This window comes from Desulfobacter sp. (genome assembly GCA_028768525.1).
GTDB lineage: Bacteria > Desulfobacterota > Desulfobacteria > Desulfobacterales > Desulfobacteraceae > Desulfobacter.
In genome coordinates, this window is record CP054837.1 from 3,782,206 (window position 1) to 3,805,642 (window position 23,437).

The following is a 23,437-nucleotide window of genomic DNA, read 5'->3' on the forward strand; positions in this document are numbered from 1 at the left end:
GGGCAATTGCAAGGAGAATGTCACCGGACCGTGTCCAAGGGCTGCCTGCCTATTTTTTACGGCCGGGTGGGGCCCGTTTCATGGGGGATTTCGCCCATGGTGCCCCTGAAATTGGGTATGGAATATTCTTACCGGGAAGATGCAGGATATGATTAAATCGCTTTAAACCCTGTAAAGCCACGGCTTTTCCCTTGACAAAACTCAGGTGACCCAATACTTAAATTTATAATCTAATTTTTTATTCCATCATGAAAGACCCGGAAAAGGAAAGTAGTTATGAATGAATTGGAAGGCCTGCTTGAACTGAACAAATCCCAGGGGATTTATATTGACATCGGCACAAAGGTGTTTCTTGAGATCGACGGGGTGACCTTTTCTGTGACCAGCATATTTATTGGGCTGCTCAAGGACGAGTTTCTGTTGATTACCCTGCCCAGAAAATATAAAAGCGTCCAGAGCAAATTGTTCCCGGGAAACAGGATGGTGGTCAAATACATTCATGAAGGGTCGGTCTATGCCTTCCAAAGCGGCGTCATTGAGATGATCACCGATCCCATCCGGGCCCTGGCCCTGGAATATCCCCGGGTGGTCCAGAAACGGGAACTGCGCAACAACCGGCGCAGGGCCGTTGTCATCCCCGGCAGGGTGGAGGCCAAAAAGGTTCACTTTCCCATTATTGTCAATGATATCAGCAAAAGGGGCTGCCAGTTCATCCACCAGGATAAAACGCCCTTGAGGGAAGGGGATCTCTTGAGGCTGTACTGCAAGTTTCCCGGATACTCGGAAGAAGCCGGGGCCATGGCCTGTGTCAGGAATACCCGGCGGGAAGGGGGAACCCTGTCCATCGGCGCGGAATTCCAGGATGCCACCCCGGAATTTTTAACCCCTCTGATGCAATTTCTTCTTTCCATTGAGGGCTTTGTCTGATTCCCGCCCCGTTTTCCTTGATCCGTTTCCGGGCGCCTGGGGGTAAATCAAGATATTGAAATTTTAAGCAATACCTGTTAAAAAAGGCTTTTGACTTTTTTAGGGGATGCACGATGCACTATGAGGGGATGATTATCCGGCCCCCCAGCGAGGCCAACAGTATTTTGCTCCAGGTGACCCTGGGGTGCTCCCACAATAAATGCACCTTTTGCGGGACCTTCAGGGGCAAGCGGTTCAATATCAAAAAAGATGATGTGATCTTTGAGGATATTGAATTTGCAAGGGAAAACTGCCGGCGCCAGAACCGGCTGTTCATCTGCGACGGGGATGCCATGATCGTTCCCCAGAAAAGACTGGTGCCTATTTTAAAACGGATAAAAGAGCGCCTGCCCTGGGTGGAACGGATCGGGGTCTATGCCAACACCAAAAGCATCAAGATGAAGACCGATGAGGAACTCGCCGAATTGAGGGCGCTGGGCGTAAAAATCGCCTATATGGGACTGGAGTCCGGTGATGACCGTGTCCTTGCTGCGATCCGTAAAGGTGCGGATTCCCAAAAGATGATCGACATGGGCCGAAAGCTGAAACGGTCCGGCATCAAGGTTTCCGTCACCGTGCTGCTGGGGCTGGGGGGCCGGGAAGGGTCTTTGGACCATGCCCGGGAGACCGGCCGGGTACTCACGGCCATGGACCCCGACTATGTGGGGGCCCTGAGCCTGATGCTCATCCCGGGTACCGAACTCCACGACCAGTACGAGGCCGGTGAGTTTGAACTGCCCGGTGCCGAGGAAATGCTCACGGAACTGGGGGCAATGTTCGCCGCCACCACCCTTACCGACGGGCTCTTCCATGCCAACCATGCATCCAATTATCTTCCTATCCGGGCGCGCCTTCCCCGGGATAAGGAAAAAACCCTTGAACTCATATCACAGGCCCTTGACGGTAAAATTCCGTTAAAACCCGAATACATGAGGGCCTTGTAATTTTTTTAATTTTTACAGGAGATCGTAACCATGGCTGATAATGCCAACACCCTTGACCAACTTACCGTTAACACCATCCGGGCCCTGTGCATGGATGCCGTTCAAAAGGCGAATTCCGGCCACCCCGGCGCCCCCATGGGCCTGGCCCCGGCCGCCTATGTATTGTTCAAACGTTTTTTGAAGCAGAATCCCGCCAACCCCTCTTGGATTGACCGGGACCGCTTTGTCCTCTCCGGCGGCCATGCCTCTTCTCTGCTCTACAGCATGCTCTACCTGTTCGGATACGGCCTTGAGCTGGAAGACCTTGAGAATTTCCGGCAGTGGGGCTCCAAGACCCCGGGCCACCCTGAATTCGGCGAGACCCCGGGTGTTGAGACCACCACCGGCCCCCTGGGCCAGGGTGTTGCCAACGCAGTGGGCATGGCCATTGCCGAACGCCATCTGGCCGCCCGGTTCAACAAAGAGGGCAAAGAACTGATCAACCACCACACCTTTGCCATCTGCGGCGACGGCGACCTCATGGAAGGAGTTGCCCTGGAAGCGGCTTCCCTGGCCGGCCACCTGGGCCTGGGCAAGCTGGTGGTGATCTATGATGACAATGAAATCACCATTGAAGGAAAAACCGGCATCACCTTTACCGAAAACACCCGCGCCAAGTTTGAAGCCATGAACTGGCATGTGGTGGAAGTGGAAGACGGCAACGATCTGGCCGCCATTGAAAAGGCCATTCAGGCGGGCAAGGATGCCGTGGGCCGGCCTTCGCTGGTCAAGGTCTCCACCCACATCGCCTACGGCAGCCCCAACAAGCAGGACACCCCGGACGCCCACGGCGCCCCCCTGGGTGAAGAAGAGATCAAACTGGTTAAAAAATTCTACGGCCTGCCCGAGGACAAGCGTTTTTACGTGCCGGAAGAGGTGCTGGAAGGTACCCGCAAGGCCCTGGCCTACGGCGAACAATATGAAAATGAATGGCAGGATGTCTTTGATGCCTACAAGGCGGATTATGCCGACGAGGCCGGGCTTTTCGTTGATGCCGTTTCAGGGTTTCTGACCAAGGGATGGGACAGTGAAGTACCCGTGTTTAAGACCGAAGACGGCCCCGTGGCCACCCGTGCCGCTTCCGGCCAGGTCCTTAACGCCATTGCCAAGAACCTGCCCGTACTCATGGGCGGGTCCGCCGACCTGGCACCTTCCAACAAGACCTACCTGAACTGCTCAGACGTTTTCCAGAAGGAATCCTGGGCAGGCAGGAACATCCGGTTCGGTGTCCGGGAGCACGCCATGGGTGCCGTCATGAGCGGCATGTACCTGCATTCCGGCGTCCGCCCCTACGGCGGCACCTTCCTGGTATTTGCCGATTACATGCGGGGTGCCATCCGGGTCGCTTCCCTGATGAAGCTGCCCCTGATCTACGTATTCACCCATGATTCCGTTGCCGTGGGCGAAGACGGCCCCACCCACCAGCCCGTTGAGCATGTGGCGTCCCTGCGGGCCATCCCCGGCCTCAACGTGATCCGGCCGGCCGATGCCAATGAAACCGCCATGGCATGGAAAAAAGCCCTGACCACCATGGACGGGCCCACTGCTCTTATCCTCAGCCGCCAGAAACTGCCCACCCTGGACATGTCCTATAAAGACGGGGATGCGGAATGGGGCGGATACACGGTGAAGGATGCCGGCAAGGACGCCGATATGCTTCTCATTGCCACCGGCTCCGAGGTCCACATCTGTGTGGAAGCGGCCGCCATCCTGGAAAAGGAACACAATGTCAAGGCCTCCGTGGTTTCCCTGCCCTCCTGGGAGCTGTTTGAAAAGGCTCCGGCCCCCTATAAGGAAAGAATCCTGCCCCCGTCCGTTAAAAAACGCCTGGCCGTTGAAGCCGGTATTTCCATGGGCTGGGAAAAATATGTGGGCAATGAAGGCAAGACCATCAGCATTGACCGGTTCGGCGCTTCCGCCCCCGGCGGCACCGTACTCAAGGAGTTTGGATTCTCCGCGGAAAATATCGTGAAAAAAGCGCTGGAATTGTAACCCGGCCTGACCACGTATCGGTTAAGATGAGATAGAAGGCCGGTCCGGGCATCTGCGGATGATCCGAACCGGCCTTTCTTTTAACTTGTTCCCTTTGAACAGAGGAGGAAACCATGCAGTTTTCAGTCAAAACCAACGCCCGGACCCAGATGATCGATGTCACCGCCCAGGTCCGGGAGGCGGTAACGGCCTCGGGGGTGAAAGAGGGGCTGGTCCATGTCTATTCCATGCACACCACCGGCGCCGTCACCATCAATGAAAATGCGGATCCGGCCGTGGAAGCGGATATCCTCTCCTGCATCAACAGGGTGATTCCCTGGGACGACAATTTCAAACACATGGAGGGCAATTCCGCAGCCCACATAAAAGTCAGCCTGTTCGGTCCATCGGAAACCATCCCCCTGGAAGGCGGCAGACTGGTTCTGGGCACCTGGCAGGGGATATTTTTCTGCGAGTTTGACGGCCCCCGTACCCGGAAGGTGAATGTGAAAATTATTGAAGGCTAGGGGGATCTGCTTTCGATTCCTGGTCTTCCTTTAATAACTGCTCCATGGGGGAGGGCAGAGCGCTGAGTTCCATGGTGACCGGTCTGCCGTTTTCTTCAAATTCCAGGTAACAGGACTGGAGCCCCATGGCATGGAAATCCCGTTGTTCCTTTAAAAATTTTATGGCCCTGGGGGACCCATACCGGCTGTCTCCGGTGACGGGGTGGCCGGCCAGTTTGGCATGGCGGCGGATCTGGTGCTTCCGCCCTGTGAACAGTTCAATGTCCAGAAGGGCATAGTGGGGACTCTGGTCGATGACCCGGTACCGGGTTTCGGCCCTGACCTTTTTTCCCCTTCCCCGGGGATCCTTTCTGCCTCCGGCCTCCTTTGACAGGGGGATATCCCAAATGCCGCCGGCCTCCCGGGCCAGGTCGAAATTTCCGTGAACCAGCGCCTTGTAACGCTTTACAACTCGGCCCCGGGCAAAGAGATCCGATAGCCTTGCCAATGTCTCATGGTCAGTTGCCAGAAGCAACAGGCCCCAGGTTTCCTTGTCCAGCCGGTGGACAGGCTGGAGAATGCCATTTTTAGGAATTCCGGATACCGGCCTGGCCCCGAGAATGGAAATTACATCTTTCCCCGGCGAATTGTGAACACTGATTCCCCCGGGTTTTTCAACACAAATCCAGCCCGTTCCCCTTTGAACGATATTTATCTTTTGTTTCATGGTCCGCATTTTAACCGATTCTGCGGCCCGGGTCAAAAGGGCTCGCCGGCTTGATTTAGGCGTGCCGCATTCGGTTTCATAAAAAGTGCTCAAGTAGAATACCTGAAACTAACATTAGGATCGATAGGTAAACCAAAAAGAGAATTATTGTACATTTTTGCCGAATTTCGGGGCTATCAGCCGCTAAAGTTAATAGTTTCAATCTTTGTATATCTTTACCCCATTTCCACGTGGGGCGAGGAAAATAGCTGCCATATAGAATTTTCCACATGCTTAAGAAAGAATAATTGAATAAGATGATGGAAATGATGAGTATTTTATCAATGATTTCCAAATTTATCGCTCTATTTGAAAGTTATTGAAAGCAACAAACTAAATTGGAGAATAAACGTACTCTGGGATTTTTGGCAAGCTTTTTTCTTGAGAGTGTTTCTATCTGAAAGGTTTAAAGAGAGGGACATGAACCCGGCCTTGAACGGAAAGGGGGGCTCCGCTAAATCTCAGCGGGTCGTCCTGACCCGCTGAGAAGCGATCGGGCGGCCGTCTGTGCCGTCCTGGCGCCGGCCGCCCTCCACGCCGCGGAGTCCCCCTTCCCGCCAAGGCCTGGACGCAGTGCCACAATTCCATTCGTTTTACGATGGTGTTCGAATTTGGCACTGAGGGTCGGATCCCCCGGCAAGGGGCGTTAAAATGATCTGCCTTTAGAACGCCTTATGCACCGGAACGAAAAAATCCGTCTGTCTGAGGCCCCAGCCGAGTTTAACGGATTTTCGTGTAGATGCATTAGGCTTTCTTAGGCTGATCACCCGACGCTTGCCGGGGGATCCGACCCGGTCTTGCGAATTGTCTTGGTGTTTGAAAATGTTACGGCGGAAGTTTGACGCAGGAGCCTGCCGATGCTGGGGCAGGGTTAGGCGGGGGTTGTTTGGCATATGTTTGACCTTGGCGGGGGGGGGATTTCAGGCTGCTGGCAGGCCTTCCAGGGGATGATTTTAATGGCGTTGATTCATGGTTGGGCCTGTGTTACTATGAATCGTATCACCCACCTTTTATCAGGAGGCGTTTATGCAGGTATCCGTAATGTTTAAAAACATTGACCCTTCAGAAGCCGTTAAATCCCACATTAACGAAAAATTCGATAAAATGGACAGGATGCTGGATCATCCGGCAGATGCTCATATCGTATTGTCCATCGAAAAGTTGAGACATATCGCAGATATTAATTTGAACTGCGACAAGATTAAAATTCATGCAAGGGAGGAGGCTGAAAACAATCTGTATGCTGCCATTGACGCCCTGGCCGACAAGGTCAGGCTCCAGATAAAAAAGATAAAGGAAAAACAGAGGCGCCACCTGGCCGGAGACAAGGCCAGCATCAAATCCGACCCCGCCCTGTTCGGCCCACCTGATCTGGAAGAAGACTTTATCCAGGGGGAACAAAGGGCCTGAACAGGGGAATAAACTCTAAAAAAAATAAGTAATGGCGAAAAAGAGCCGGTCCATGTCCCGGTAGGGATAGATCCGCGTTTCCGGACTGCCGGCATCGTAAAAGGCAATACCGGCCTTGAATCGCAGGTTGTCGGTGAGGTCGTATTCGCCGGTGAGGCGGAGGATATGGCCGTCGCCGGGGTTGAAGTATACCCAGAACAGGTCCCAAGAGAGGGTGTCGTTCCACATCTCGTAGGTGGCCTGGACATAGGTGGTATACTGGTCCCGGGGCTGGGCCAGGAAGTTGTCGTGGCCCAGGGTGCGCAGCCATGTGCCCTCGGCCAGTATCCTCAAGTCGTCGATCTTGGTATATTCAATGCCTGCCAGTGCCTCGACCTGGTCGCAGTCTTCCCATGACCGGACGGTGGGCTGGAGTATGCCCGCCCCCAGCTGGGCCATGACCTGCGACTGGACATCGTTGCGCAGCACGGCCCTGTCCTTTCTGAATACCCCTTCGAGCTTGAACAAAGCGGCATCCCGGACCAGTGAGACGGCAGCGCCCAGGGTGGTCATTTTTTCAAACACCGGAACAAAGGTCAGATCCCCACCATCTATTCCCCGGTAAGAGAGCACGGGGGTGCCGTCGTGGGTACGGGCGGCCGCAAGACTTATATCCACGCCGTTAAAAGACCGGGTCAGTTTGATGCCGGCCCCTTCAGGCGATGCCGAGAACCTGTCCTCCTCCTTGTTGAGAATCCTGACACCGGGCTGCCTCAGGGCGGCGAATGCATCGAAATCCGATCCCAGGCCGGCAAGTTTATCACCGGGATTGCCGTGGATGGTGACGGCCTCGGCACTGAAGCTGCCGTACTGGGCGGTGAGGCGGAGGGCCGGCACCGGCATGCGCGCGTCTTCCAGTTCCATGAGTCCGGGGCGGGTCATGTCCCGGGGATTGAGTACATCAAGCACCCGGGCGTAGTTGGATTCTCCCCAGGCAATGATCTGGTTGCCGGCCCGCAGGGAAAAATGGTCGGAAAGCCGGGAGTCCAGGTAAATGTTCCAGGGCAGGAACTCCCACTCTCTGTCGTCCTGGCTTTGGGGGCCTGGATCCTCCCTGTCCGTCATTGCGTAAGCGGTTTCAACCCCGGCCCTGAATCCTGCTGTGAGTTTGTTGTTTTTTCCGGCCTTGTATTCGGTTTCAATGGAGAGGACCGGCTTGATGGAGGATAGTTTGTTTTTTGATTTATTAAACCCGATATCACTGCCGATTTCTGCATACCCCCCGATATAAAAGGGGGAGGGGGCTGTTTTTTCTTCTTCCAAAATCAGATCGGCATCTGAAAACGGGTCTTCCAGGTCCTCGTCAAAGTGTTCTTCCAGGCTGTCATCAAAGCCGTTGCCCGAATCGGAATCTGAAATTTCAGAATTTCCTGTTGTTCCGGCATCCGAGGCCCTGGCCGCCAGGGGACAGGTCAAAATTAAAAAAACGGCCAGGGCCGCGAAAAGCAGCTTTTTAACTTCCATCATAATCCCTGTTCCATGCGCCTGGGGGTGAAATAATTGTCCGACACAGGCGCGTTATAGGTCACGTTGGAAACCAGCAGGACGGTGGTATGGACGGGCTTGCCCTTGGCCGTGGTAACCATGGTCAGTTTGAGAGGGGTCCATATCCCGTCTATGGTTTTAATGTCATCGGCTTTGAAAAATTTTATTTTCTTCCCCTTGTTCACCCAGTATTTGGCCTTGGCCACAACAAAGTTATCCTTGCGGACCCAGAGGAGAATTTTGGAATAGCCGGTCTCCTCTGCCACCCGTTCCCTGGCTTCGGGTTTGGGGCGTCCTGAGATCACCCAGGTGTCCACTCCCTTAAGGTCAAAGCTTTCTTTAGCAAAGGTGTAATCCCAGTCCTTGATTTCCATGCCGTTGATGTCTGCGTAGGAAAAATCCGATCCCATGAATGCCGAAGACTTGTCTCCGGCGGCGATGCGCTTGACCTTGCCCAGGGCGGGCAGGTAGAGCCATGAGTCGTCTTCCCTGGCCGGGTCGTCCCAGTCAAAGGACATATAGGCGGTGTTCCTGACATCCTGGGGGCTGAGGAAAAAGAGAATTCCCTTTTTGTCCGGTCCGTAATCCTTGCGGATATTTTTGATGTCCCGTACCCGCTTGCTTTTGTTTTTGTTAATGAGGATCATCTTGGTGTCTGCCGTCAGGGTATTTCCGTCTTCCCTGTTGTCCACGGCCTCCATGACCTGGCCCGCCGTGAGGGGTTCTGCATGCAGAGCGGGGCAGGCCAGGGTTAAGGTCATACAAAGGCTGAAAATTATGTTAAAAATTTTCATGATCTTCTCCTTTAAGTGTTCATCTGTTTAGGGGGTGAAACCGGCAGGGATTCTGTATCCGGGCGGGCAGGGGATGTCCTGCATATGAATGAGGCCAGCACCGGAAGCAGCACCAGGGCGGCCAGGGCCGACACCACCATGGTCAGGGTGATGAGCCAGCCCATAATAATCAAAGGGGTGAGGCTGGCGAACCAGAGGGCTAAAAATCCGCTGCCCACGGTGACGGCATTGGATAAAATCGCCTTGCCCGAGTGGGCCACGGTGTTGTCCAGGGCCTCGGTGAATGCCATGCCGGAGGCCAGATTGGCCTTGAGGCGGCTGAGGTAGTGGATGCTGTAATCCACACCGATGCCGATCACCACGCTGGAAATAATGGCCGTCCCGATGTCCAGGGGAATATTGAAAAAGCCCATGACCCCGAAATTGATCACAATGGTGCCCACCAGGGGAACCATGGCGATAAGGGTGTAGGGGATGCTTCTGAAGGTGAGGCACAGCATGGCCAGGACAACCAGAACCGATACCGTCAGTCCGGTGATCTGGCCGGTAACGATTTCCCGGGTGGTGGCGGCCTCCACACTGGCCGTACCCGTGACCTCAAGGCGAAGATGCCCAGGCAGTCCGGCAGCAGCCCAGGCCCGTGCCTTATCGGTGAGCAGCTTGGTCTCCCGGGAGGAATTGGTGGTGAGCACGGCCGAGAGGTTTACTTTGGTATATCCCTGGTCCACATAGTCGGAGAGGGCGTCTCCCCCTCCGTTTTCATAGAGGAGCAGTTCCTGGGCGATGAGGCTGGTATCTTTGGGATCCCGTCCAGGGTCGGCGGGCAGGCGGTCCTGGTCCGGATCCTGGTCGTTGAGGACATAGTGGATCCGCCGGATCAGCCCGGTGATGGCCGTGACTTTGCCCACCTGGGGCTGGGCTTCGAGGAAGTCCGCAAAGGCGTTTACCGAGGCAAGGTTGGCCGGTAATTTAAAGGGTTCGTTGCCCGGTGCTGAAATCAGAAAGTTGAGCCGGGCGGATCCGGCCCCGTCCCGGTTCATGGCTGCTGAAGAGATATAAATGGGGGATTGAGGCTTGAAAAAGGCAACTGAATTGTTGTCCACTTTAACCCGCATGGCCCCTGCCAGGAACACGGCCATGACCAGGGTGCCCATGCCTGCGGCCAGGGCCGGTTTCCGGATCACCTGCCGGGTGATGCCGGTGAGCAGTGGGGTAATGAAGGAGGCCTTTCTGCGGCCCCTGGCCCTGCCGGCGGTCCATTTTGTCTCCGGAAGAATGGCCAGAAGCGCCGGTATGAAAAGCAGTGAAAAGACCATGGCCACCAGGGCGCCCAGACAGACAAAGAGGCCGCAGTATTTGAGCTGGACGATGCGGGTGATGGAAATGGCATAAAAGGCGGCGGCCGTGGTCAGGGAGGTCATGATCACCGGCAGGGTAAGGTGGTCCATGGTCTTTGATATGGCCGCTTTTTTATCCTGTCCGGCCCTGAGGTGGTCCCGGTATTCCGAAAACATATGGATGCCGTCGGCCACCCCGATGGAAAGGATAAACACGGGCAGGGAAATGGTGATGATATTCAGGGGGATGGCCAGGGCCGACATGGTGCCCAGGGTAACGGTCAGGGAGAGGATTACCACGGCCAGGGGCATGGTCACCCCCTTGATGCCCCTGAAATTGATAAAAAGGCAGGAGAGAACAATAAGGGTGACGGCCACGAACAGGATTTTGCTGTCCTCTTCCATGGCCTTGCCCAGGGCCGCGGTGACCGAAGGAAATCCTGCGATATAGTGGGTTTCCGGCCCCGGAAATTCTGATTCCACCAAGGTCTTCACCTGGGCATAGACCAGATAGCGCTCATCGGTCTGGCTGACATCAAGATCCAGCTCAAGATTGATACTGGTGTTCTGGCTGCCGTTGGAAACCAGCAGCTTTTTGAACAGTTCGTTGCCGGTGACCTCTGTTTGAATCCGGTCCAGTTCCCGGGGATCCTCTGGGACGGATTCATAAATGGGATCTACTTCCAGGCGGCCGTTCCGGGCCAGAATATTGTCTGTGGAGGCCAGGGAACTGACTTTTTTCACCGGGGATAGTTTCTCCGGCCATTGGTTCACAAGGGCTTCCAGGCCCGGCAGGGGGGGATCGGCAAAGGAGAGGGCTTCACTGAGTTCGTCCACCCGGAGCCAGGTCTCCCCGTCCACCGGTTGCCCGGCCAGGTCCATGGCCTGGGAGCGGATGGGTTCCGGGGCACCGGCCGCAGTTGAGGCCAGGGCCTCCCTGTCCGCCTGGGTGATCAGGGTGATGGCCTCAAATGCCCGTGTGAGGTCGGCCACCCGTTTCAGGGTATTGGGGTTGAATACCGTTGAATTTTCTGTGCCTTCAACGGAAAGCATAACAATGATCCCGTCGTTGGCCCCGGTATATTCCTCCCTCAGGCGCTCCGCCGCCACCCGGCTTTCGTGGTCCGGGGCCAGCAGCCGGGGGGAGGGATCGGTTTTCAGCTTCGGCAGATACCATGCCGACATTGCCGTGAGCAGTGTCAGCACCACCAGCACCGGTATGGGGAAATCAAGCACCAGTTTTTTGATGAGGCGAGTGGGCATATCCTTAGTCCTTTTAAGGGGGTAGTGACTGGCGGTCTATATGTGACTGGTAGTCACGATGCCGCCCTAAAAAAGCACTGAACGAATCAGCGCATAAATCCTTTAAAAATCATGTTTTTGAGAATATCGTAAAGCTCTTCCGTTGGGCGGATATCCTCCTCAAGGGTTACATCCAGCATACCCGTGTACAATCCCATGGATGCCACGATCATGTTTTCCACATCGGCATCCTTGAATATCCTTTCATTGATGGCCTGCTGGAATAATTCCCTGACAAAGGTCTTTTTCAGTTCCTGGAGCCGATTGTATTGGGCCAGTATTTCCGGGGGCAGGGTATCCACCGTCATCAGGCGGTGGCAGTTGCGGATCACTTCAAATACCTGCATGTCACGGGTATGGGCATCCCAGAAGATCCGGATCATCGTTTCGATCCTGGCCATCACCGGCAGGCTGCGGTCCATGCCTTTCAGGGTGGAGAGCAGTTCTTTGCCATGGGTGATGACAATTGAGGCAAAAATGTCGTTTTTCCCGGTAAAGTGTTTGTAGATGGTGCCTTTGCCCACTTCTGCCTTTTCTGCAATCATCTCAATGGTGGCGGCGTCGATGCCTTTTTCCGCAAAGAGGTCGAAGGCGGCCCTGAGGATGGCTTCCTCCCGCCGCCTGAAGTCTCGTTCTTTTCTGTCTGAAATTCCCATTTCCGCTCCTGGAGGTTGTGACTGTCGGTCACAACTTATCGCCTGAACCAGTTCCTGTCAAGTTCAATTCTGTTAAATTATATCAAGCTTGTTTTTTATTAAATAATGGTGTTTACTGAAAAAAATTACAAACCAAAAGAGGAGACACCATGACAGGATAGGCCGCGCCATCCCCATGCACAGCGATCACCATTTCAGCAGGAATATTTAGAAACAGGAGGAGTTATGCAGTTTAAGGATTATGCCAATTTTCATCAAATGCTTAGCGAAACCGTTGACCAATATGCCCAATCACCCGCCTACCGGTGGTTTGATGAAAATGGAGAGGCTGAAACCGTCACCTGGCAGGAATTCTACACCCAGGTGAAATCCGTATCCAAGAGCCTCCTGGCAATGGGGGTGGCACATGGGGACAAGGTGAATATCCTGAGCTACACCTGTTATAAATGGGTGCTCACCGATCTGGGCAACATGAGTGTGGGCGTGGGCACCGTGGGGATTTATCAGTCCAACCTGCCCCAGGACTGCAAGTATATCATCAACCACTCCGATGCGGTGCTGGTCTTTGCAGAAGACCAGGTCCAGCTGGACAAGCTGCTGGAAATCAGGGACGAAATTCCGGCGATCCGCAAGGTCATCCTTTTTAAGGGCGAGTATCCCCAGGACGATTGGGTGATTACCTATGAGGAGTTTCTGGCCCTGGGCAAAGATATCAGCGACGAGGAATTCCAGACCCGGGTAAACCGGGTGAATCCGTCGGACACGGCCGGGCTGGTTTACACCTCCGGCACCACCGGTGTCCCAAAAGGCGTGGTCCTTACCCATGACAACCTCACCTACACCTGCCAGTCCGTTTACAATTGCGCAGAATTCGTGGACGGGGAGGAGATGTTCCTTTTCCTTCCCTTGGCCCATGTGTTTGCCAGAACCTGCTCCTATACGGCCGTGCGTACCGGAAACCGGACCACCTTTGCCAGGAGCATCAACACCCTGCTGGAAGATTTTGCATTGGCCAAGCCCCATTGGTTTATTTCAGTTCCCCGGGTATTTGAAAAGATCCATACCAAAATCATTGCCGGGGTGGAAGAAAAGGGGGGCATGGCCCTTAAAATTTTCAACTGGGCCTGTGCCGTGGGAAATGAGGTGGGGGAGCTGACGATTGCAAAGAAGCCGGTTCCCGGGGTTCTGGCCCTGAAATACAAGATTGCCCACAAGCTGATTTTTTCAAAAATACACAATGCACTTGGGGGCAATGTCAAATGGTGCATCTCAGGGGCCGCCCCCCTGAACCCGGATATCGCACGGTTTTTTCACGGGGCCGGCCTGCTCATCCTGGAAGGGCTGGGCATGACGGAAAACACCTCCTTTTCCAATGTCAACCGGCCCGATGACTACGATTTCGGTGTGGTGGGGCCTCCGGGGGTGGGCATTGAGCATAAAATCGCCGATGACGGCGAGGTGGTTTTCAGGGGCAGGAACGTGATGAAGGAATACTATAAGATGCCCAAGGAAACGGCCGATACATTCACCGAGGACGGATGGCTGAGAACCGGGGATTTAGGGTCCATTGACGGGAAAAACGTCCTGAGGATCACGGGCCGGAAAAAAGAGCTGATCATCACAGCCGGCGGGAAAAACATCGCCCCCTCCCGCATTGAAGGGATCATGGCCACTTCCAAGTATATCAACCAGTTCTGCGTGGTCGGGGACCGGCGCAAATACCTGTCCGCCGTGGCCACCCTGGACGAGGAAAATGTTACCGCCTGGGCCGATGAGAACAACATCGCCTATCATACCTGGGAAGATCTGCTGGCGCATCCGGACACCCAGGCCCTCATCGACGGGGAAGTTTCCCTGCGCAACAAGGAACTGGCCTCCTTTGAAACCATTAAAAAGGTGGCCCTGGTCCCGGAGTTCACCATTGAAAACAATATGATGACCCCGACCTTTAAACTCAAGAAAAATGTGATTGTGGATGCCTACGGAGAACAGATAGAGAGCCTCTACGGATAAGCGTGGCGGGGCGTCGTGAAGGAAACGGCCCATTCCGGTGAAGGGATTGGGCCGCCCGCCTCTTGTCCGTTAATCCATTTCAGTTAACCCGGCGGCCCCGGGCGGGTCAGTGCCGGTTCTTCTATTCCGTATTTTTTTAATAGGTCTCCATAGGTGCCGTCGGACCGGAGCATCTCAATGCCCATGTCATATTCGTTAATGAGCCGCTGACACCCCGGTGTCTGGCGGGAGAAAACCGTGAATATCCGGTCTAATTTTACGGGCGGGTAAACAGCCTTAACCCTTGCGGCGTTTTGGGGAAATGAGCGGTTAAGGTGAAACAGAAAGGCGGCTTTGGTGCCAATGACAAGGTCTATCCGGCCGCGTATCAGTTTTTGTATATTCTGTTCATAGGAGGGAACGGGTTCCACAGTAAAACATTTATGGGCGCTGACATTTTTGACCCAGATGGAGCCCTGCAATACCCCTACCTTTGCCGGGCAGAGGTCCCGCATGGCGCTGAAGGTGAGGGGGGTGGCGCCGGCGGTAAAAAAGTGGGTGGCGCAGAATAAATAATTGCGGGGATAGGCAAAATCCTTTTCCCGATCCCGGGTAAGGGAGGCGCCGATCAGTCCGTGAAAAAGGCCCCGGCGGGTCATTTCCAGGGCCCGTTTCCAGGGCAGGAATTTAATGGTTACGGTATAGCCCCTGCGGGAGAAGGCACGGGTGCAGATTTCTGAAAACAGGCCGCTGCCGGGCATTCCGGTATCGGTATAGGGCGGCCACTGATCCATTGCCGAGAGGACCACCTGTTTACCCTGCCTGGGCAAGGTGTCTGCCCAGGCACCGGTGCCGGATATGATTAAAAGGCAGAGGATGACACCCATCATGCCGCGGGGCACTTTGCGGTTACCCCTCCTTTTTAATAAGAATTCCATATGGTTTTGGTGGGCCTTTATGGCCGCCTTTGTATCGTATGTATCAGAGTTTAATTTTTACACCTTAAATTTGCCCATCATCTCCGACAGGGCATCGGCCAGTTCCGACAGCCCGCCGGCCTTTTCCTTGACCTGATTGCTGGCATCGGCGATCTGGCCGGAGGCCTCGGTGACCGCCGCCACATCTTCGGTGACGCCCTGGGCTGCGGTTGCGCCCTGGGCGATATTTTCATTGACCTCGGAGATGCCCAGGGAGGCCTGGGTAACATTTTCCGCGATTTCACCGGTGGTGGCGGACTGTTCTTCCACGGCCGTGGCAATGGTGGATACGATGTCGTTGATATCGGCCACCACCTTTGAGATGGTGGCGATTTCCGAAATGGTGCCTTCGGTGGAGGTCTGGATGCCGTTGACCCTTTCCTTGATCTCGTTGGAGGCTTCCGCTGTCTGTCCGGCCAGGTCCTTGATTTCATTGGCAACCACGGCAAAGCCTTTTCCGGCCTCACCGGCCCTGGCCGCCTCAATGGTGGCGTTCAGGGCCAGGAGGTTGACCTGTGAGGAAATATCCGTGATGGTGTCCACCACCTTGAAAATTTCCTTTGCAGAGGTCCCAAGCTCGTCCACCTGGGAGGTGGCATTCTCGGCCTGGCCCACGGCTTCGGTGGTTATCTGGCGCGCTTTTTCTGCATTTTGGGCGATTTCGGAAATGGTGGAACTCATCTCCTCGGCTGCCGCCGATACCATGTTGATATTGGTGGCGGCCTCTTCCATGGCTGCCGCCATGGAGTCCATATTGGCGCTCATCTGCTCCGAGGCGGCGGATACGGATGCCGACCGACCCGATGTATCCTTTGCCGCGCCGTTCATATGTTCTGAAAGCCCTGCCAGTTCGGAGGAAGAGGTCGTGAGCACCTGGGTGTCGCCCTTGATTTTGGCGATCATGCCCTGGACATTTTCAATGAACTGATTGAAGTATTCGGCCAGTTCCTGGGTTTCATCCCCTGAATTGTCCGTGATCCGTTTGGTGAGATCCCCCTCTCCGTGGGCAATATCCTTGAGCATGTCAATGATCATCCGGATGGGGCCCACCACCCCTTTGGCGATGACAAAATAGGAGACCACCATTGCCAATACCATGACGCCCAGGATGACGACAGCGGTTTTGAAGATGGACCCTGAAACAAATTCCTTCATTGTTTTGCTCGCCTGGTTCACCACCGCATCAACGTCGTCGGTATAAATACCGGTGCCGATATACCAGTCCCATTCAGGCAGCTTTCTCATAAACGAGGTTTTGGGCAGGGGAACATCTGAGCCGGGTTTGGGGAAATAATATTTGGAAAATCCGCCTGCCGGGTTGCTGTCCGCAGCCTTGATCAGGTCCCGGACCAGGTAATTTCCCTTTTTGTCCTGGAGATCCCAGAAATTTTTCCCCTGGCGCTCGGGTTTGGCCGGCAGCAGAATACAGGTTCCTTTGGAATCGTAGATGAAAAAATATCCCTTGCCGTTTTTCCCGTACCGGATGGCGCCGATGCTTCTGAGGGCGTCCGCCTTTGCCTGCTCTTCGGTGGATTCCAGGTAGACACCGCTGCCGATGACCCAGTTCCACGGTTTAAAGAGTTTGACATAGGAAATTTTATCCTGGGGCTTATCAAATCCGGGCTTGGGCCATTTGTAGTCCACAAATCCGGCCCCGTCTTTTTCAACGGCATCATCCAATTCCTTGAAAAATAATTTGCCGTCCGGATCTTTAAGCCCCAGAAGGTTTTTACCGTTCAGGGCCGGTTTGATGGGGTGGTGTATCATTACGCCGTCTGTATCCTGGATCCAGAAGTATTCCTTCCCCCCGATGCCCCAGCGCATTTTATCTATGATGTTGATTGCCGCTGTTTGGCGGGCTTCCAGATCGATATAACTTTCGTCTTCATCAAGGGCCTTAAACACGGACAATGCCTGGTTGACAACGGCCATGACAGAGTTGCCGTAGTCCTTTTTGATGGCCTCTTTGTCCCTGGAGGCATCCAGCCGTTCCTTGGCGATGGTGAACGCCGAATTGGTCAGATCCCGGATCTGGTCGCGTTTTTCTCCCATCATGTCGGTGCTGTATTCATTGATGGCGAAATCTGCTTCCGCGTTCATGGTTGAGGTTGACACAATGAGGGCGGCTCCGCCCATGAGAATTAATGCGGTGATGATCAAAAGATTCACCTTAGCCCCGATCTTCAGTTTCATGACACACCCTCCCTATTAGAAATTAGGTTTGTGCTTTTAGATCTGAAATAACAATAATGTATGGCAGGAATCATACCACGATGCGCAGGCCATGTAAATCTTAAGCCCTTCTATCGGCAGTGGGGCACAAGTGGTTGCATCTTCAGATTAATGCCTTATCATAGTATTAAATTTCAGGCACGCTGCCTGATACGAAATTAAGACGAAAATGGAGGATCCATGAAAATCGCATTTCCGGTGAAGGAAAACAGGGGGCTGGACAGCCTGGTAAACGACCATTTCGGTGTGGCAAAAGAGTTTATGATCGTCGACCTGGATACCCGGGATATTGAGGTGGTACCCAACAAAAAGGCAGCCGGGGGCTCTTCATGCAAAACCGGATTTCTGGATAAAGATGCCGGGGTCAGTGCCGTGGTAACCAAATGCATCGGTGACGGAGGGCAGCGCGGGCTCCATTCCTCGGAAATAAAAGTGTATGCCGCGGGCGCAGAGACGGTGGGAGCCAACCTGGACCTCTATGAAAAAGGTGAGCTCAAACTATTTCATATTTTTGACCTCTGCCAGGGCAAGAAAAATAAAAAAGAAGGTGGGTGCGGCCATCACCACTGATGGGGCGTCGCCATTTCCCTGCCGGGATGGGCGTAGAACCTCCCGGCAGAAATTCAGCATTTATAAAAAATAATTATTTTAACTGAAATATCAATTTTAAATACGCCTGGATTTATTTTGCATAATTATGATTTCTCAAAACATAATTATGAATTTATTAATAAAACATAATTTTTTTCGGTCAAATTCCAGAAAACCCACAGCAAGGCCTTTCGGCCTGACCTTCTAACCCTTTGATTACCAATAAAAAATATTGACAGGCACGGGGACTCTCTTTAAGCTTAAAAGTTCGAAATTTTGCCGACGGCTGATTAGCTAGTGGAATTATTTACTCAGACTTTAGGAGTGTGTTTATGTGTCGTCTGTTTGCACTGACCAGCAAGGACCCGGTTTCTCCAATCCTGGCCATAAGGGCCCTGGATGTGATGAAGGAAGGCCATGACGGGTCCGGGGTGGGGCTGTTGCTCCAGGATCTCGGAGGCCCCTTTGAAGAGATGAAAGACGCCCCTATCCTTTCGGGCATATTTACCGAGGAAGGCATCCGCCGCCTTGACCTTTTTATGATGGATATCGGTTTTCTCACCAAATATAAAATCTCTTTGAAGATTCCCAAAAAGCCTGTGGAAGGCATCCCCCGCCGGGAACATTACCTGATCCGGGCCTATGAACTGCCCGAGGACTGGGAAGGCCTGGAACAGGAAGAGTTGGCCAGCCGGCTGCTGAACATCCGGCTTAAAATCCGGGAAATGGGCGAAGAAAAGAAAGATATGATGGTCTTTTCCTTCTGGCCGGACACCATCATGATCAAGGAAATCGGCGATCCCATGCAGCTGGCCGAATACCTGGGGCTGGACAGAAAGGAACTTCACGCCCGGGTGATCATGGCCCAGGGGCGGCAGAACACCAACTACGCCATCAACCTCTACGCCTGCCATCCCTTCTTTATCAAGGGATACTGCACCATGACCAACGGGGAAAATACCGCCTTTATCCCCATTAAGGATTTCCTCTCTTCCAGGGAGATTACCGGATATACCGGTTACCAGTCTGACTCCGAGGTCTTTGCCCACATTCTCCACTATTCCATGGAAGAATTGGGGCTGGGCATTGAGGGGTACAAGCATGTGATCACCCCCCTGCAGCGGGAGGATCTGGAAATCCATCCGGACTTTGAATTTTTAAGCCATCTGAAAAAAACCTGCCGTCCCCTGATCATAGACGGTCCCAACTGTGTCATCGGCACCCTGCCGGACCATTCCATGTTCATGGTCCAGGACCGGAAAAAGCTGAGACCCGGCGTGGTGGGCGGAAAACCGGGCATGTTCGCCTTTTCATCGGAAATCTGCGGCCTGGACGCCGTGATTCCCGACCGGGACAAGGCAAAAGATATTCAGCCCATGCACCTTGATACAGCCATTGTAAGCCCTGAACGCCAGGAGGTAAAAATATGTCGTCAAACAGAAGCCTTGAACCTTCCTCTTTAAGCCTGAACGATCTGCCCTGGCAGATTGAATACAACAATGACCGCTGCACCCTCTGTGGCCAGTGCACTGCGGTCTGCCCGGTAAAAGCCATTGAGCTGAATGTATTCCAGAAGCGGATCATTAAAACCTCTGTGGCCAAAAATGCCGAGCATTCCAATACCTATGATACATTCTACGGCATCCGCCAGAGGACGGAAGTGGCAAATGCCTGCATCGGCTGCGCCATGTGTACCCTGGCCTGCCCCAACGATGCCATCCGGCCGGTGAAAAACCAGGGCCTTGACCGGATGAAGTTTCACATCAATCAGGGGGGCGTTCCCCGCCGCAGGGGCGGCCGCCGCAACGCCTCTGAATCGGTGCTGGACCGGATCAAGTTCACCCGGATTTCCATGCTTACGGACCCGGCCCTGGATGCCGGCCGCCACGAGTTTGAAATGCGGACCCTCCTGGGCCGGGTACTCTCCCCCCGGGAGAATATGAAGCGGCTGAGGGAAAAAGGCTGGATTCCGCCGGTGCGGGAGATCTATCCGCTGATCATCGGCGGCATGTCCTTTGGGGCGCTTTCCCCCACCATGTGGGAGGGCCTGCAGATGGGGGTGGCCTATCTCAACGAAGAGATGGGCATGCCCGTGCGCATGTGTACCGGCGAGGGCGGCTGTCCCCCCCGGCTGCTCCGTTCCCGCTTCCTCAAATATGTGATTCTCCAGATTGCCTCGGGCTATTTCGGCTGGGACGAGATCATCCATGCCATCCCCCACATGAAGGAAGATCCCTGCGCCATTGAGATCAAATACGGCCAGGGGGCCAAACCCGGGGACGGCGGCCTGCTCATGTGGCACAAGGTGAACAAGCTTATTGCCGCCATCAGGGGGGTGCCCGCAGGCGTGAGCCTGCCTTCTCCGCCCACCCACCAGACCCAGTATTCCATTGAGGAATCCGTGGCCAAGATGATTCTGTCCATGTCCATGGCCTGGGGCTTCAGGGTGCCGGTGTACCCGAAGATTTCGGCCTCCTCCACCTCCCTTGCCGTGCTCAACAACCTGACCCGGAACGACTATGCTTCGGGGCTGGCCATCGACGGAGAGGACGGGGGCACCGGCGCGGCCTATTCGGTCTCCATGGACCACATGGGCCACCCCATCGCCAGTTGCATAAGGGACAATTACCTGAACCTGGCCAAGATCGGCAAGCAGAACGAGATCCCCATATTTGCCGGGGGCGGCATCGGTAAAAACGGCAACATCGCCGCCAACGCCGCTGCCCTGATCATGCTGGGGGCCTCGGGGGTCCAGATCGGTAAATACGTGATGCAGGCCGCGGCCGGCTGCGTGGGCACCGAGGAGGACCGGTGCAACGTCTGCAACCTGGGGATCTGTCCCAAGGGCATCACCTCCCAGGATCCCAGGCTGTACCGGCGGCTGGATCCCGAAGATGTGGCCCAGCGTATCGTGGACCTTTTTGTTTCCTTTGACACGGAACTCAAAAAGATAGTGGCCCCCCTGGGCCGGTCCACCTCCCTGCCCATCGGCATGTCCGATGCCCTGGGGATTGATGATAAAGCCATTGCCGACCGCCTCAGTATTAAGTACGTGGTGTAAAAGGAGGCCTTTATGAAAAAAAGCGATTATATATTCATATCAGGACGCAGATCTGAAAAAGACGGTGAAAAACGGATTCCTTCCAGGGTACTGGAAGAGATCATCCACCAGCATGTCCAGCGGGGCAATAGAAAACTCGAAGTCCAGGCCTTTGGCCAGCACGGCATTGGCGGACGCCTCTGGGATGCCGGCTCCGATGAGATGAAGATCCGGATTATCGGCCATTCCGGCCAGAGAACCGGTTCCCTGGGCAATGCCAACACAACCATCGAGATCATGGGACCGGCCTCGGATGATATCGGCTGGCTCAATGCCGGGGCCGAGATTATCGTCCACGGCAGCGCCTCCAACGGCGCCATGAACGGCGCGGCCCAGGGCCGGGTCTATATCGGGGGCAATATCGGCGCCCGGGGCATGACCATGACCAAGCGGAACCCCAGATTCGAACCGCCTGAACTCTGGGTTCTGGGCGCGGCCGGGGATTATTTCGGGGAGTTCATGGCCGGGGGCATTGCCGTGGTCTGCGGCCACGGATGCGAAGACCGGGAAAAACTTCTGGGCCACCGCCCCCTGGTGGGCATGGTGGGCGGCCAGGTTTTTGTCCGGGGAGATGCCAAGGGCTATTCCGATAAAGACGCCAAGGAAGTGGTCCTGGACGACAACGACTGGAAATGGCTGGTGAAAAACCTCAAGGTCTTCCTTGAGAAAATCGGGAAACAGGATATTTTCGGCCGCCTGGCCAACCGGGCGGACTGGAAGCTGTTCATGGCCAAAACCCCCCAGGAAAAGGCCGAAGGCCCTGACCGTGCTTCCATGTCCTGGTTCAGGGACCAGGTCTGGGACGCAGAGCTGGGGCGCGGCGGCCTCATCGGCGACCTCCAGGAGGTCGAGCGGGGCACCATTCCCCTGGTTGCCAAGGGTGACCAGAGACGGTATGTCCCGGTGTGGGAGCAGGGCAAGTATATTTCTCCCTGCCAGGCTTCATGCCCCACAGGCATCCCGGTCCAGGACCGCTGGGCCATGGTCCGGGCGGACAATATTGACGAGGCCGTTGCCATGGGTCTGGAATATACGCCTTTTCCGGCCACGGTCTGCGGGTATCTCTGTCCCTCTCCCTGTATGGCTTCCTGTACCCGGAACAACGCCTATATGAGCCCCATTGATGTCCGGCTGCTGGGCCGGGCCGGACAGGATGTGAAGCCGCCCAAACCCGGCAAAAAGAGTAAAAAGAAAATTGCCGTTATCGGCGGGGGGCCCGGCGGCATCTCAGCAGCCTGGCATCTCACCCTCAAGGGCCACACCCCCACCGTTTTTGAAACGGGCAAGGCCATCGGCGGTAAAATCGCCTCGGTCATCCCTGAATCCCGGGTGCCGGCAGATACACTGAATGCCGAACTGGATCGGGTGGGCTCCTTTATCAAGGACATCCGGCTGGGCCAGGAAATAGATGCCGAATCATTTTACAAGATCAAGAATGACTACGATTTCACCGTGGTGGCCGCCGGGGCGAAAAAGCCCAGGACCCTGCCTGTAAAAGGGATTGACCGGGCCCTCTATGCCAATGATTTTCTGGAAGCGGCCAAGGCAGACAAGGCCAAACCGGGCAAGAAAATCGTCATCATCGGTGCGGGCAACGTGGGCTGTGACGTGGCCACCGAAGCCCATCGACTGGGGGCCAAGGATATTCTCCTCATCGATGTGCAGAAGCCCGCCGCCTTTGGCAAGGAAAAGGAGGATGCCGAGGCCTGCGGCGCCCAATTCCGCTGGCCCCTGTTCACCAAGGAAATCACAGCCCGTGGCGTGCTTCTGCAGGACGGGGAACTGCTCCCTGCGGACACCGTGGTGGTCTCCATCGGGGATGTGCCCGACCTGGGCTTCCTCGGTGACGAACTGGCCCTGGACAATGGATTCGTCAAGGTGGACAATATCGGCCGGACCTCGGATTCCAGGGTGTTTGCCATCGGTGATGCCGTGGGCATCGGATTGATCACCGACGCCATCGGCGCAGGGAAGCGCGCGGCTGCGGCCATTGACCAGATTATTTCCGGACGGGCCCCGGACCAGGAAACCCTGGCACCCATGGTGGACAAGCAGCGGGTATCGCTGGCCTATTACGATCCCAGGCATGACGCCGATGCCATGGACGAGTGCGGCCAGGATTGCGCCTCCTGCGGCAAGTGCCGGGATTGCGGCATCTGCGTAGCCGTTTGTCCCGAAGCGGCGATCTCCAGGCAGGATACCGCTGCGGGGTTCGAGTACGTGGTGGATGCCGATAAGTGCATCGGCTGCGGATTCTGCAAAGGGGCATGCCCCTGCGGCATCTGGGAGTTGGTGCCCAACTCTCCCCTATAGGATAGCGCAAAATAAGA

17 protein-coding genes are annotated in these 23,437 nt (G+C 55.0%); 10 read left to right on the forward strand and 7 right to left on the reverse strand.

Going from position 1 to position 23,437, the window contains the following annotated elements; translation table 11 throughout:
• The first annotated feature begins 276 nt into the window (after positions 1 to 276).
• The 4 genes from HUN04_16800 (at position 277) to HUN04_16815 (ending at position 4,447) form a co-directional block, all read left to right on the forward strand.
• A complete protein-coding gene (locus tag HUN04_16800; protein WDP91265.1) occupies positions 277 to 927 on the forward strand; it encodes a flagellar brake protein in 651 nt (216 codons plus the stop codon).
• Between the two features lie 113 nt (positions 928 to 1,040).
• Entirely contained in the window at positions 1,041 to 1,910 is an 870-nt protein-coding gene (locus HUN04_16805; protein WDP91266.1) for a radical SAM protein, read from the forward strand.
• A gap of 30 nt (positions 1,911 to 1,940) precedes the next feature.
• Complete coding sequence (gene tkt, locus HUN04_16810; protein ID WDP91267.1) at positions 1,941 to 3,941, forward strand: transketolase; 2,001 nt, start codon at positions 1,941 to 1,943, stop codon at positions 3,939 to 3,941.
• 113 nt (positions 3,942 to 4,054) lie between these two features.
• Entirely contained in the window at positions 4,055 to 4,447 is a 393-nt protein-coding gene (locus HUN04_16815) for a YjbQ family protein (protein WDP91268.1), read from the forward strand.
• Here HUN04_16815 and HUN04_16820 read toward each other — a convergent pair.
• The gene (locus HUN04_16820; protein ID WDP91269.1) at positions 4,434 to 5,153 is read right to left on the reverse strand and encodes an RNA pseudouridine synthase; all 720 of its coding nucleotides are present in this window, start codon (positions 5,151 to 5,153) and stop codon (positions 4,434 to 4,436) included. The genes HUN04_16815 and HUN04_16820 overlap by 14 nt on opposite strands.
• A 1,065-nt stretch (positions 5,154 to 6,218) precedes the next feature.
• Here HUN04_16820 and raiA point away from each other — a divergent pair.
• Positions 6,219 to 6,602, forward strand: coding sequence for a ribosome-associated translation inhibitor RaiA (gene raiA, locus HUN04_16825; protein WDP91270.1), 384 nt, complete (start codon positions 6,219 to 6,221; stop codon positions 6,600 to 6,602).
• A gap of 15 nt (positions 6,603 to 6,617) precedes the next feature.
• Here the strand turns inward: raiA and HUN04_16830 are convergent, their stop codons facing one another.
• The 4 genes from HUN04_16830 to HUN04_16845 form a co-directional block, all read right to left on the reverse strand.
• Positions 6,618 to 8,108 (reverse strand): hypothetical protein, encoded by a 1,491-nt coding sequence (locus tag HUN04_16830; GenBank protein WDP91271.1) that lies wholly within the window; start codon positions 8,106 to 8,108, stop codon positions 6,618 to 6,620.
• Entirely contained in the window at positions 8,105 to 8,920 is an 816-nt protein-coding gene (locus tag HUN04_16835; protein WDP91272.1) for an outer membrane lipoprotein-sorting protein, read from the reverse strand. The genes HUN04_16830 and HUN04_16835 overlap by 4 nt, the downstream gene beginning before the upstream one ends.
• Before the next feature lie 11 nt (positions 8,921 to 8,931).
• Complete coding sequence (locus tag HUN04_16840; protein WDP91273.1) at positions 8,932 to 11,520, reverse strand: MMPL family transporter; 2,589 nt, start codon at positions 11,518 to 11,520, stop codon at positions 8,932 to 8,934.
• Positions 11,521 to 11,606: 86 nt separating this feature from the next.
• Positions 11,607 to 12,215, reverse strand: coding sequence for a TetR/AcrR family transcriptional regulator (locus HUN04_16845; protein WDP91274.1), 609 nt, complete (start codon positions 12,213 to 12,215; stop codon positions 11,607 to 11,609).
• Positions 12,216 to 12,440: 225 nt separating this feature from the next.
• Here HUN04_16845 and HUN04_16850 point away from each other — a divergent pair, with 225 nt between their 5' ends.
• Complete coding sequence (locus HUN04_16850) at positions 12,441 to 14,228, forward strand: long-chain fatty acid--CoA ligase (protein ID WDP91275.1); 1,788 nt, start codon at positions 12,441 to 12,443, stop codon at positions 14,226 to 14,228.
• Between the two features lie 83 nt (positions 14,229 to 14,311).
• Here the strand turns inward: HUN04_16850 and HUN04_16855 are convergent, their stop codons facing one another.
• Complete coding sequence (locus tag HUN04_16855) at positions 14,312 to 15,109, reverse strand: transporter substrate-binding domain-containing protein (GenBank protein WDP91276.1); 798 nt, start codon at positions 15,107 to 15,109, stop codon at positions 14,312 to 14,314.
• A gap of 93 nt (positions 15,110 to 15,202) precedes the next feature.
• Positions 15,203 to 17,377, reverse strand: coding sequence for a methyl-accepting chemotaxis protein (locus HUN04_16860; GenBank protein ID WDP91277.1), 2,175 nt, complete (start codon positions 17,375 to 17,377; stop codon positions 15,203 to 15,205).
• Positions 17,378 to 17,596: 219 nt separating this feature from the next.
• On the opposite strand from HUN04_16860, the gene HUN04_16865 reads away from it, so the two are divergent.
• From HUN04_16865 to HUN04_16880, 4 genes are all read left to right on the forward strand, one after another.
• Positions 17,597 to 17,986 (forward strand): dinitrogenase iron-molybdenum cofactor, encoded by a 390-nt coding sequence (locus tag HUN04_16865; GenBank protein ID WDP91278.1) that lies wholly within the window; start codon positions 17,597 to 17,599, stop codon positions 17,984 to 17,986.
• 353 nt (positions 17,987 to 18,339) lie between these two features.
• Positions 18,340 to 19,470 (forward strand): glutamate synthase, encoded by a 1,131-nt coding sequence (locus HUN04_16870; GenBank protein ID WDP91279.1) that lies wholly within the window; start codon positions 18,340 to 18,342, stop codon positions 19,468 to 19,470.
• Positions 19,434 to 21,068, forward strand: a complete 1,635-nt coding sequence (locus HUN04_16875; protein WDP91280.1) for a 4Fe-4S binding protein — start codon at positions 19,434 to 19,436, stop codon at positions 21,066 to 21,068. Before HUN04_16870 ends, HUN04_16875 begins: the two co-directional genes overlap by 37 nt.
• A gap of 12 nt (positions 21,069 to 21,080) precedes the next feature.
• A complete protein-coding gene (locus HUN04_16880; protein WDP91281.1) occupies positions 21,081 to 23,420 on the forward strand; it encodes an FAD-dependent oxidoreductase in 2,340 nt (779 codons plus the stop codon).
• The last annotated feature ends 17 nt before the right edge of the window (positions 23,421 to 23,437 follow it).